A 12,220-nucleotide genomic window follows, 5' to 3' on the forward strand; every position below is an offset into this window, starting at 1 on the left:
CTTTATGTACAATTTATTACCCAATAATTCGTTTAATAAAATACTAATTTGCAAGGTGCTTTGTGTGGCTTGCGTTTCTTGCATTAGTTTTTCTTCATGGGCTTTTTCGTTTGACGATGTGGTTGCAAAAGCCGAAAAATTATCCAAAAAAGCTTATGTTCAGCCATCTAAAAACATTCCCAATGAATTGGCATCTTTACAATTTGCTGATTATCAGAAAATTCTATTTAATCATCAAAAAGCCTATTGGGGTGATCAAAAAAGCCGTTTCAAACTTGAGTTTTATCATGAAGGCATGTACTTTGATGTTCCGATCAAAATCAATGAAATCGTCAATAATCAAGTTAACGAAATAAAATATGATCCAAGTTATTTTGATTTAAGCCCACTCAACCTTAATAAGATTAATAGTAAAGACCTTGGTTTTGCTGGTTTTAAAGTTCATTATCCAATTAATAACCCAACAAAAACTGACGATGAAATATTCTCAGCACTGGGGGGCAGTTATTTTCGTGCAGTAGGTAAAGAACAGCGCTATGGCCTTTCCGCTAGAGGTCTTGCCATTGATACTGGCGAAATGTCGGGTGAAGAGTTTCCACGTTTTAAAGAGTATTGGATTGAAAGACCAGAAGCCAACCAAAAACATTTAGTTATCTATGCGCTACTTGACTCACCGAGTGTGGCAGGTGCTTATAAAATAACACTTGTACCAAGTGTTGATACCACAATCACAGTGCAAGCGAAAGTATTCTTCCGCGATTCAGTAAAAAAATTAGGCATTGCACCATTAACCAGTATGTTTTTATTTGGTCCAAACCAACCATCGCCTTTATTAAACTACCGCCCTGCAATGCACGATTCTAATGGACTATCTATTTTAGCCAACAATAACGAATGGATCTGGCGCCCATTAAATAATCCTAAGCGTTTATCATTTTCATCATATAGCTTAGAAAACCCAAAAGCTTTCGGTTTAATTCAACGCGATAACGGTTTTGAAGATTATCAAGATCTGGATGATCAGTACGAAAAACGACCAAGCGTTTGGACCGAAATTTTAGGTGATTGGCACAAAGGACGCGTTGAATTAGTTGAAATCCCAACTGCTGATGAAACTAACGACAATATTGTTACTTTTTGGGTACCAGAAAAACAATATAAAGCTGGCGATATACTTGATATTAAATATCGATTACATTATTCGTTAAATGAAAAACAACGCTATCCTAATAATGTAGCAAGAGCAGTTAGTACTCGTTTATCACTAGGTGATATAAAACAAGCCAATTTAATTCGTAAACTTGATGGTTCTAATGCATATGTGATCGACTTTGCGGGTCCTGAATTATCAGAAACAGCACCAGTCAAAGTGATTTCAAGCATAAGCAATGGCACTATCTTAAGTTCTGACGTGCAATACAATTCAGAAATTAAAGGCTGGCGAGTTATTGTTCGATTTAACATTGAAGATAACAAAAAAGCGAGTGACATACGCGTACAACTAGCTTCTCAAGCAACCAATAAAGTCATTTCTGAAACGTGGAGTGGGCAATATCCCGCACAATAATCATTATAATAATATGATAAAAATATGAAAAAAGATTACTTTGCAAATCTTTCTGACGCCGAAGTTTGGCGTCAGAAATCTGAAAACAATGCAATACCACCTGACGATGTCGATTTTTTAAAATATCGTTTAAATCAAGTTGGTGATACTTCCTCTTTTATTGATGATCGAAGGCAACAGCCAAGTTATCCTGAAGTTGATCGTGTTTCGATTCAACCACAAATCTGGAATCAACGTTATACAGCCAAATCAAAACATGGCATAAATATTCTTGCCATCATTCGGCGCTTTATTATGTTTGCACTTATTACCATACAAACATATTATGGAACCATTTATCTTGCGTCTTTATTACCTTATCAAAGTTGGCAAAAAATCAATTTTATGGCAAATTGGGATATCAATCCTGAATTAGCTATTTACAGCATAATCCCTTATATTATCCAAGGTGCGATTATTACCTTATTTGCTATTTTGTTTTTCTGGATTTCGATTGGTTTTTGGACCAGCATCATGGGGCTAATATTGGCTGTAATGGGAAAAGACCGTTACACTATTTCTATTCCTAATGACCCTGCATCACATATTGACACTAAGCATCGAACCGCACTTGTTATGCCAATTTGTAATGAAGACGTTGCTCGGGTATTTGCTGGATTACAAGCAACTTATCAGTCCCTAGTTGAAACAGGCCACGCCGCTTGCTGTGATTTTTATATTTTAAGTGATACCAATGATCCCGATCTTTATGTGAACGAACTTAAAGCATGGGCAGAATTTAATGCAGCAAAACAACAAAATGGCTGCAATGTTTTCTATCGCCACCGCAAACGCCGAGTCAAACGTAAAAGCGGTAATATTGATGATTTTTGCCGCCGTTGGGGGCATCAGTACGAATACATGATGATCCTTGATGCCGACAGTATTATGACTGGTGACTGTATTTTAAAGATGATTGCCATGATGGAAATGACTCCAAAAGCAGGCATTTTACAATCTCCCCCAAAATCAGTCAGAATGACTACGCTTTACGGACGTATTCAACAATTTGCCAACCAAATTTATAGTGACATCTTCTGCTCTGGCACTCATTTTTGGCAACTAAGCGAAGCACAATATTGGGGACACAATGCAATGATTCGTTTAAAACCTTTTATTGAACATTGCATATTATCACCACTTCAAAAACGTAAAGGGCCAATTCATATCTTATCGCATGACCTAGTCGAAGCAACACTTATGCGTCGTGCTGGCTATGGCGTTTGGATTGCATATAATATGAACGGCAGTTATGAAGAGCTACCTGGTAATATGATTGAAGATCTAAAACGCGATAATCGTTGGTGTATGGGGAACTTAATTAATTTAAGATTAATCTTCAAAAGCGGAATTAAATTGACCCATCGCATAATGTTTGCAACCAGTGGCATGGCTTATATTTCGTCATTATTGTGGCTAGTGTTTTTAATATTCTCAACACTATTATTATTGGTGTTTAATATTTCTGAACCTCAATATTTCTTCCAACCTAACCAGTTTTATCCAACTTGGCCAAGGTGGGATGAGCAATTGGCTATACAGCTACTCTCAACCACGATGGTTTTATTGTTTGCACCTAAGTTTTTCAGCTATGGCATTATTATAGCTAGAACAGGTGCAAAAGATGTTGGTGGTATATTTAAGTTAACCCTATCAATCTTTATTGAAATGATTTGGTCAATGATCTTAGCGCCAATACGCATGATCTTCCATAGTAAATTTGTACTTAAAGCATGGATGGGCAGCAAAATTCAATGGAAATCACCATCTCGAAGTGACGATGCGCTAACATGGGGTGAATCCTTTTATTTTTGTTGGCCACTATCGTTGTTAGGTATTGTGTGGTTATGGGTGATTATCTGGTTAAATCCGCAATTTACTTATTGGTATATTGCCATATTGATACCTTTAACTATTTCGCCTTTAGTCATTCGAATATCAGGACTTTCAAGCATTGGTATGAAAGCAAAAAAAGCAGGGTTATTTTTAACGCCAGAAGAAACTCACCCCGCAAAAGCAATCACACTTACGGGTGAATATTTAGTTAAAACTGAAGCGGCATTTATTGAAAATGGCTTTGTTATGGCGTTGGTCGATCCTGTCTATAATGCACTTGCGTGTGCATTATCGACTTCACGACATCAAGTAAACACTAAAAACCAACAAAAACGCCATGAGCTTATTACGCAATATCAACAAATAGATTTAGAAAAAATCAGTAAAGAAAAGCAGTTAGCCATTTTAGAAGATCCCATTATTCTTTCCGCATTACATCGTCATATATGGCAACAGCAAGAAAAATACGACAATCTATTCACTTTATGGCAAAATGAACGCCAGCAATAAAAAATAGGGCTTTGGCCCTATTTTTCTTTTTTAGTAAATAATCAAATTCCATGGATATTTTTTATGACTTGGCAACCTTCTGCATCTATCAATAATTTACTTAAGCGCGCAAAAATTGTTTCTCAAGTACGTCAATTTTTTGCTGATCGCTGTATTTTAGAGGTTGAAACACCTACCTTAAGCCAATATGCAGTAACAGACGTGCATTTAAGCTCTTTTCACACTAAATTCTTAAAACCTGGGGAGTTCGAAGAGCAACAAGGGCAACAAATGTCATTAATTACTAGCCCAGAATATCATATGAAACGCTTACTTTCTGCCGGCAGTGGTCCTATTTATCAAATATGTAAATGTTTTCGTAATCATGAAGAAGTCAGCCGTTACCATAATCCTGAATTCACCATGCTCGAATGGTATCGAATCCAATTTGATATGATGCAAATGATCAATGAAGTTGATGACTTGCTACAAACTATTTTAGATTGTGAATCTGCTGAACGAATTTCTTATCAAAAGGTATTTCAACGTCATTTGAATATTGACCCTTTAGAAGCGGATCATGCAACTTTAGTCAATGCCGCAAATCAACTCGATATAGGACTTAATACAGACAATTACGATAAAGATGGATTACTCCAATGCTTGTTCACTTTTGGCGTTGAACCGCATATTGGTCAAGATAAGCCTATTGCCGTATTTAACTTTCCGGCATCACAAGCTGCATTAGCTGCCATTAGTTCCGAAGATCATCGGGTAGCGAGCCGTTTCGAGTTCTATTACAAAGGTGTTGAACTTGCTAATGGTTTTAAAGAACTAACTAATGCTCAAGAACAACGAATGCGTTTTGAACAAAATAATTTAGATCGCGAAAATCAAAACTTACCAGCACAAAATATTGACATTGAGTTACTCGCCGCCATGGAAGCAGGTCTACCTGACTGTGCGGGTGTTGCCGTAGGATTAGATCGTTTAATTATGCTTGCTCTAGAGTGCAAAAGTTTAGATGAAGTGATGTCATTTACATTTGAAAGGGCTTAATTATGTTCAATGATTTAGGATTAGCCGAATGGATTGCAATTATTATTGGTATTACAGCCCTAATTTTATTAGTGTTAGCGATAAAATCTCAACTAACAATTAATAATTTACATCAATTATTTGATCTACAACTGATTCAAAAAAAGGAAGAAAACCAATCCTTAACAATTCAAATAAAACAGCTGGAGCATGAGTTAGATCAGTACCGACAACAGAATCTAGCGCAAAATGTCAAAATTAGTGAACTCAAAACGCGTTTAGAAGAAACGTTAAGTGCCACACAAGAACGGCAAACGATATTAGAACAGAGTGAACAACGGCTTACGACCCAATTTGAGAACCTTGCCAATCGTATTTTTGAACAAAGTGGCAAAAAGATTGAGCAACAAAATAAACAAAGTCTTGATTTTTTACTTTCGCCGCTTAAAGAACAGCTAGAAGGTTTCAAAAAACAAGTACAAGATAGTTTTGGTCAAGAAGCCAAAGAACGCCACACACTCACGCATGAAATTCGTAACTTGCAACAGCTAAATCAGCAAATGAGCAAAGAAGCAACCAACCTAACTAATGCGCTAAAAGGTAATAACAAAACCCAAGGGAACTGGGGTGAATTTATCCTAAGCCAAATTCTAGAAAATTCAGGATTACGTTCAGGTTATGAATACGAAACTCAGGTCAATTTAACAAACGAAAGTAATCAGCGATTACAACCCGATGTCATTGTTCACTTACCTCAAGGGGGAGATGTCGTTATTGATTCAAAAGTAACTTTAGTTGCCTATGAGCGCCATTTTAATAGTGATGATGAAACGATTAAAGCGAAAGCGATGACCGAACATTTAGCGGCTGTTCGTAACCACTTAAAGCAACTCAGCCAAAAAGATTATCATAAACTCATTGGCATTAATTCATTAGATTATATTTTGATGTTTATTCCTGTCGAGCCCGCATTTTTAAGCGCAATCGATAATGATCCCGCATTAATCAATGATGCCTTAAGAAGTAATATTATGATAGTCAGCCCAACCACATTGTTAGTTGCATTACGGACTATTCATAATTTATGGCGATTTGAATATCAGAATCGTAATGCAGAGCTGATTGCAGATAGGGCAAGTAAACTGTACGACAAAATGCGTGGCTTTGTTGAAGATATGGAAAACCTTGGTAGTTGTTTAGACAAAGCTCAACAAACCTATCAAAATTCCATGAACAAATTATCAAAAGGTCGTGGTAACGTAATTGGGCAAATTGAACGATTTCGTGAAATGGGTATTGAAGTTAAAAAACCAATTAACCCAGATATTACCTTATTATCAATGGACGAATTGAATAACGAAGATGAGCATGAATCAACAAGTTAGCTAAATTAACTAAATCAAAGGTTAACAAGCATTAACATCTATTGCGCGGTTATAAATAAGTAAAAGCTATGATTCACGATTATTTGAAATAAGTGTATACTCATCAAACGTAAAGAGGAATTGAAGATGGCCAAAACACAAGACAAAGAACCGAGTTTCGAAGACACACTAAAGCAACTCGAAACCATCGTAGCTCAACTAGAAAATGGTGATTTACCATTAGATGAAGCACTAAATGAATTTGAAAAAGGAATTAAATTAGCAAAAGCAGGACAAAAACAGTTACAACAAGCCGAGCAACGTATTCAGATTTTATTGTCTGAAAATAGTGATGCCGAATTGTCAGAATTCTTAATTGATGATAATGAATAGTTTAAAACCATTACAAGAACGAATCGACTCGTTTTTAACTACCTATATTTCGGAAATGGAGGCATCCAAACTCCAACAAGCAATGGCTTACAGCTTGCTGGCCGGCGGCAAACGGATTCGACCTATTTTAGTCTATTTAACAGGGCAAATGTTCAATTGCCCGCTTTCTAAATTAGACGAAGCGGCTGCAGCAATTGAATGCATTCATACTTATTCATTAATTCATGACGACCTACCCGCCATGGATAATGACGATTTACGTCGGGGTAAACCAACCTGCCATATCCAATTTGGTGAAGATCAAGCAATATTGGCTGGTGATGCCTTGCAAACTCTAGCGTTTTCATTACTAGCAAAAAGCGAATTAATTGATGCTAATACTAAAATTAATATGATAAACGAACTTGCCCATGCCAGCGGTGTTACCGGAATGTGCCTTGGTCAATCATTAGATTTACTGGCCACACATCAGCAGATAGACCTTGAACATTTGCAAAAAATCCATTGTTATAAAACTGGTGCTTTAATCAAAGCGTCTGTTCGTTTAGGTGCTTTTGCTTGTAGTGAAATAGCCAAACCATACCACCTAATGCTCGATCACTATGCCGAGGCAATTGGACTAGCGTTTCAAATTCAAGATGATATTTTAGATGTCATTGGCGAGCAATCTATTATGGGAAAACCGCAAGGTTCAGATCTTGCCCATGAAAAAAGCACATACCCAGCATTAATTGGACTAGATAACGCAATAAAACTCACTGAACAACTTTATCAACAAGCTATCGATAGTCTAAAACAAATACCCTATAATAGTCAGCCATTGCAAAATCTTGCTGGTTTTATTATTAATCGAAATAGTTAACAACTAACTAAAAGATAACATTATATAATGAATTTAGATAATTACCCTTTGTTAAAACAAATAAACTCGCCCGAGGATCTAAGACGTTTTCCTCAGTCACAGTTATCGGCGATTTGCCACGAGCTTAGGCAATATTTGTTAGCATGTGTTAGTCAATCAAGTGGACATTTAGCATCGGGGTTAGGCGTAGTTGAATTAACCGCAGCGTTACATTATGTTTATCACACGCCGTTTGATAAAATCATCTGGGATGTAGGACACCAAGCCTACCCCCACAAGATATTAACTGGTCGTCGCGATCAGATGCTTTCTATCCGCCAAAAAGGTGGGTTACACCCATTTCCTCATCGTAATGAAAGCGAATATGATGTGCTAACCACAGGACATTCTTCGACCTCGATTAGTGCGGCGCTTGGAATTGCAATTAGTGAACAAAAAAAACAATCGGGACAAAAAATAGCGGCCATTATTGGCGATGGCGCTTTAACAGCAGGTATGGCATTTGAAGCGATGAATCATGCTGGTCATGTTAAACCTGATATGCTAGTGATTGTTAACGACAATGACATGTCGATTTCAGCAAATACCGGCGCACTAAACCAACATCTTACTCAAATCTTATCAAGTAGAGCCTATACGTCTTTTCGGGAAAGTGGCAAACGTGTATTAGCAAATATTCCGCCATTAAAAGAACTGATTAAAAAGACTGAAGAACACTTAAAAGGCTTAGTCACACCCGCGATCTTATTTGAAGAGCTTGGTTTTAATTATATAGGTCCTATTGACGGACATGACGTTGATAGTCTGGTCTCAACTTTACAGAAAGTTCGCCAGCTAAAAGGACCACAGCTACTTCATGTGATTACACAAAAAGGCAAAGGTTATGCACCAGCTGAAAAAGACCCCACTCTATGGCATGGTGTACCTAAATTTAACCCTAATGATGGCATATTACCTATCGCTAAAAAAGCAATCCCAACATATTCGCAAGTTTTTGGAGATTGGCTCTGCGAAATAGCGCAAAATGATAAGCGTTTAATGGCAATAACCCCAGCAATGAGTGAAGGTTCAGGTATGACAAAATTTGCCAATCTTTATCCTGACCAATTTTTTGATGTTGCAATAGCCGAACAACATGCTGTTACCCTAGCTGCTGGATTTGCAATTAGTGACTTAAAGCCTGTTGTAGCTATTTACTCAACTTTTTTGCAACGAGCTTACGATCAAGTTATCCATGATGTTGCCATCCAAAACCTACCAGTATTATTTGCCATCGATCGCGCTGGCATCGTAGGTGCTGATGGCGAAACACATCAAGGTGCATTTGACTTAAGTTATCTACGCTGCGTACCCAATATGGTCATCATGACCCCAAGTGATGAAAACGAATGCCGACAAATGCTCTACACCGGCTACTTACATAATGGACCAGCAGCAGTACGTTACCCACGAGGTGAAGGTACAGGCACACAACTCATGCCATTAACCACAATTCCGCTAGGTCAATCTAAATTATGTCGACAAGGAAAAAATATCGCTTTACTTAATTTTGGCACTTTGCTTCCAGAAGTTTTACAAGCAGCAGAACAAATTAATGCTACAGTCATTGATATGCGTTTTGTTAAACCACTGGATAAAAAAGTCCTTTTGCACATTAGCCAAACTCATAATATACTTGTCACCATTGAAGAAAACAGTATCAAAGGCGGAGCAGGTAGCGGCGTCGGTGAATACTTATTATCGAAAAAAATAAAATGTGATATTTTAAATATTGGACTTCCCGATAAGTTTATTTCGCAAGGTGCTCAAAGCGAAATAAGACAAGAGCTGGGATTAGATCACAAACACATTATCGATAAAATTAATAATTTTATGAATCAATAGGTTAAACATGGAAACTCAAGCTGTCACTATTCAAATTTTTGGACGAACATTAAAGTTCAATTGTCCTGTTGATGAAGTCAACGCACTTAATCGTGCTGCAAAAGATTTAGATGCGCGCTTAACAAATTTACGAGAAAAGTCCCCTCAGGTTGGCAGTGATCAGCTTATTATGACGGCTGCGCTAAATATTTCTTACGAACTGACAAAAGAAAAAGAACGAAGTAACGAATTTGGCGATCGACTAAAAATGTTACAACAATTACTTGATTCTGCCCTAAATACCAACAATTAACTATTTAAATTGTAAATTTAATACAAATGGCATTGTATGATCTGGTAAATTTTGTATTATGTAATTAACTCTGAGATGATCGCGATATGGGTTAGTCCCCTGAGCCGATAATCTTATCTTAAGAACGGAGTGATTTTTAATTGGTGAGTATGCCTTACTTGTAAGGAAACCTAAAAATTAAAACACGATGTTCACCTTGAACCGTGGGTTCAAGGGTTACGACCCTAACGACATCTTGGAGCTTCCTTTCGACCTTGCAACAACAGTGAAAACTGATGAATATTAGGCAAATTATACGTCAAAAAAGACGACAATTATCTCCCAATGAACGTGACATTGCGCAACAAGCTATATATCAAAAAATTGCTCGTCACCAAGCGATTAACACTGCAAAAAATATCGCCATATTTTTATCATTCGATGGCGAAGTTGAAACAAAACCCATTATAGAATATTTATGGCAACAAAATAAATCTGTCTATTTACCCATTATCCACCCTTTTGTCTCAACACATTTACTCTTCTTAAAATACACTAGCCAAACCCGACTTATTAAAAATAAATTTGGTATATTAGAACCAGAATTAAACGTATTAAACGTACTGCCTAACGACCAACTTGATATCGTCTTTACTCCGTTAGTTGCTTTTGATCAACGTGGTTATCGTATGGGTATGGGCGGTGGATTTTACGACCGATTACTAACAAATTATCAATCAAAAAAAATCTTACCTATTGGGCTTGCTTTTGCTTGTCAAAAGGTACAACATATTGATAACAAACCTTGGGACGTCAGACTGCCCGAAATTATTTATGCTTAAGTTTATTAATAATAAGTTAAACACATTTTTCTAAGTATAAAAATAATCATATAAAACTTTTTTACTATGCACTACCATTCAAGTTCCTAGTACATATTATTCAAAAGCAATTGAGTCTTTCATCTTTAAAAGCTTTTTTAATATCATATAAAGGAGTGTTGCAATGTCAGACAAAAAAGTACTAACCACTAATAACGGCGCACCAATAGCCGATAACCAAAACTCTCGAACTGCAGGTCCCCGTGGTCCAGTTTTGTTAGACGATTTCCAACTTATCGAAAAACTTGCCCATTTTAACCGTGAAAATATCCCTGAACGACGAGTCCACGCCAAAGGCTCTGGCGCACATGGTACCTTTACAGTCACCAATGATATCACCCAATATTCTTACGCAAGCCTATTTGCCAATGTTGGAAAACAAACTCCAATTTTTGCTCGCTTTTCGTTAGTAGGCGGAGAGCGAGGCTCATCGGATACAGCGCGAGATCCGCGTGGGTTTTCAGTCAAATTTTATACCGACCAAGGCAACTGGGATATTGTGGGCAATAATACTCCCGTATTTTTTATTCGTGACCCACTCAAATTTCCTGACTTTATTCATACCCAAAAACGTGACCCTAAAACCAATTTAAAAGATCCACAAATGATGTGGGATTTTTGGTCTTTATCACCAGAATCACTTCATCAAGTCACTATTCTATTTTCTGACCGTGGTATTCCTGATGGTTATCGACATATGCACGGCTATGGCAGCCATACCTATAGCTTAATAAATAAAGATGGCGTTCGCACTTGGGTTAAATGGCATTTTAGAACCGAACAGGGAATCAAAAATATCCATCCTAAAAAAGCAACGGAAATAGATGGAACCAATCCAGATTCTGCACAAGAAGATCTATTTAAAGCTATTGAGCGAGGAGACTATCCAAAATGGCGTCTTTACATACAAGTCATGACCGAAGAGCAAGCCAATGACCATCCTGAAAATCCGTTTGATGTCACTAAAGTTTGGTCACAAAAACAGTATCCATTAATTGAAGTTGGCATCATGGAGCTCAATCGTAATCCAGAAAACTATTTTGCGGAAGTTGAACAATCTGCCTTTGAACCAAGCAATGTGGTGCCTGGAATTGGTTTATCACCAGATAAAATGCTTCAAGGTCGAATCTTTGCTTATGCCGATGCTCACCGCTATCGTATTGGAACTAATTATCAACAATTACCGATCAATGCTCCAAAATGCCCTGTGCATAATTATCAACGTGATGGCGCAATGCGTTTTTATAGCCCAGATAATGCCCCTAACTATGAGCCTAATAGCGTAGATAGTGCACCAAAAGAGCAACCACAATATGCCGAACCGCCAATGCATGTACCTGCTGGTACAATGGATAGGCATGATCATCGTGTGGATGGCGATTATTACTCACAGCCACGCGCATTATTTAATTTAATGAATCCCGATCAAAAGCAACTGCTTATTGATAATATCGTTGGCTCAATGAAAAATGTAAAGCGTGATATTCAAATTAGACAGCTCAAACACTTCTACAAAGTGCATCCTGATTATGGTTCTGGAATTGCCAAAGGGCTAGGTATCGATATTGACCTAATAAAAAGCTAGTACTTCAAACA

Annotated in this window: 10 protein-coding genes and 1 other RNA gene; all 11 read left to right on the forward strand. The window is 37.3% G+C overall.

Annotated features, from left to right (window positions below; all coding sequences use genetic code 11):
* Positions 1 to 4: 4 nt before the first annotated feature.
* The 11 genes from ACYH9I_RS03545 to ACYH9I_RS03595 all read left to right on the forward strand — a co-directional run bounded on the left by ACYH9I_RS03545 (position 5) and on the right by ACYH9I_RS03595 (position 12,209).
* The gene (locus tag ACYH9I_RS03545) at positions 5 to 1,567 is read left to right on the forward strand and encodes a glucan biosynthesis protein G (RefSeq protein ID WP_483558965.1); all 1,563 of its coding nucleotides are present in this window, start codon (positions 5 to 7) and stop codon (positions 1,565 to 1,567) included.
* Positions 1,568 to 1,591: 24 nt separating this feature from the next.
* Positions 1,592 to 3,952 carry a glucans biosynthesis glucosyltransferase MdoH gene (gene mdoH, locus ACYH9I_RS03550; RefSeq protein ID WP_483558966.1) on the forward strand — a complete coding sequence of 787 codons (2,361 nt, stop codon included), beginning with the start codon at positions 1,592 to 1,594 and terminating at the stop codon, positions 3,950 to 3,952.
* A gap of 63 nt (positions 3,953 to 4,015) precedes the next feature.
* Positions 4,016 to 4,990 (forward strand): elongation factor P--(R)-beta-lysine ligase, encoded by a 975-nt coding sequence (gene epmA / locus ACYH9I_RS03555; protein WP_483558967.1) that lies wholly within the window; start codon positions 4,016 to 4,018, stop codon positions 4,988 to 4,990.
* A gap of 2 nt (positions 4,991 to 4,992) precedes the next feature.
* On the forward strand, positions 4,993 to 6,354 hold the full coding sequence (rmuC, locus tag ACYH9I_RS03560; RefSeq protein ID WP_483558968.1) for a DNA recombination protein RmuC: 1,362 nt from the start codon (positions 4,993 to 4,995) through the stop codon (positions 6,352 to 6,354).
* Positions 6,355 to 6,480: 126 nt separating this feature from the next.
* Positions 6,481 to 6,726, forward strand: a complete 246-nt coding sequence (xseB, locus tag ACYH9I_RS03565) for an exodeoxyribonuclease VII small subunit (protein ID WP_483558970.1) — start codon at positions 6,481 to 6,483, stop codon at positions 6,724 to 6,726.
* Positions 6,713 to 7,588, forward strand: a complete 876-nt coding sequence (gene ispA / locus ACYH9I_RS03570; RefSeq protein ID WP_483558971.1) for a (2E,6E)-farnesyl diphosphate synthase — start codon at positions 6,713 to 6,715, stop codon at positions 7,586 to 7,588. The genes xseB and ispA overlap by 14 nt, the downstream gene beginning before the upstream one ends.
* 27 nt (positions 7,589 to 7,615) lie before the next feature.
* Entirely contained in the window at positions 7,616 to 9,472 is a 1,857-nt protein-coding gene (gene dxs, locus ACYH9I_RS03575) for a 1-deoxy-D-xylulose-5-phosphate synthase (RefSeq protein WP_483558972.1), read from the forward strand.
* A 7-nt stretch (positions 9,473 to 9,479) separates the two neighbouring features.
* Complete coding sequence (gene zapA, locus ACYH9I_RS03580; RefSeq protein WP_483558973.1) at positions 9,480 to 9,764, forward strand: cell division protein ZapA; 285 nt, start codon at positions 9,480 to 9,482, stop codon at positions 9,762 to 9,764.
* A 64-nt stretch (positions 9,765 to 9,828) separates the two neighbouring features.
* Positions 9,829 to 10,010, forward strand: a non-coding RNA gene (ssrS, locus tag ACYH9I_RS03585) — 6S RNA.
* Positions 10,011 to 10,039: 29 nt separating this feature from the next.
* The gene (locus tag ACYH9I_RS03590) at positions 10,040 to 10,585 is read left to right on the forward strand and encodes a 5-formyltetrahydrofolate cyclo-ligase (RefSeq protein WP_483558975.1); all 546 of its coding nucleotides are present in this window, start codon (positions 10,040 to 10,042) and stop codon (positions 10,583 to 10,585) included.
* 163 nt (positions 10,586 to 10,748) lie between these two features.
* Positions 10,749 to 12,209 carry a catalase gene (locus ACYH9I_RS03595; protein WP_483558977.1) on the forward strand — a complete coding sequence of 487 codons (1,461 nt, stop codon included), beginning with the start codon at positions 10,749 to 10,751 and terminating at the stop codon, positions 12,207 to 12,209.
* Positions 12,210 to 12,220 lie beyond the last annotated feature (11 nt).

The organism is Gilliamella sp. X-23, assembly GCF_057063545.1.

Excerpts from the sequence above, each read along its gene's own strand:
- ACYH9I_RS03545 (WP_483558965.1), top strand. The coding sequence starts at position 5 with ATGTACAATTTATTACCCAATAATTCGTTTAATAAAATACTAATTTGC.
- mdoH (WP_483558966.1), top strand. The coding sequence starts at position 1,592 with ATGAAAAAAGATTACTTTGCAAATCTTTCTGACGCCGAAGTTTGGCGT.
- epmA (WP_483558967.1), top strand. The coding sequence starts at position 4,016 with ATGACTTGGCAACCTTCTGCATCTATCAATAATTTACTTAAGCGCGCA.
- rmuC (WP_483558968.1), top strand. The coding sequence starts at position 4,993 with ATGTTCAATGATTTAGGATTAGCCGAATGGATTGCAATTATTATTGGT.
- xseB (WP_483558970.1), top strand. The coding sequence starts at position 6,481 with ATGGCCAAAACACAAGACAAAGAACCGAGTTTCGAAGACACACTAAAG.
- ispA (WP_483558971.1), top strand. The coding sequence starts at position 6,713 with ATGATAATGAATAGTTTAAAACCATTACAAGAACGAATCGACTCGTTT.
- dxs (WP_483558972.1), top strand. The coding sequence starts at position 7,616 with ATGAATTTAGATAATTACCCTTTGTTAAAACAAATAAACTCGCCCGAG.
- zapA (WP_483558973.1), top strand. The coding sequence starts at position 9,480 with ATGGAAACTCAAGCTGTCACTATTCAAATTTTTGGACGAACATTAAAG.
- ACYH9I_RS03590 (WP_483558975.1), top strand. The coding sequence starts at position 10,040 with ATGAATATTAGGCAAATTATACGTCAAAAAAGACGACAATTATCTCCC.
- ACYH9I_RS03595 (WP_483558977.1), top strand. The coding sequence starts at position 10,749 with ATGTCAGACAAAAAAGTACTAACCACTAATAACGGCGCACCAATAGCC.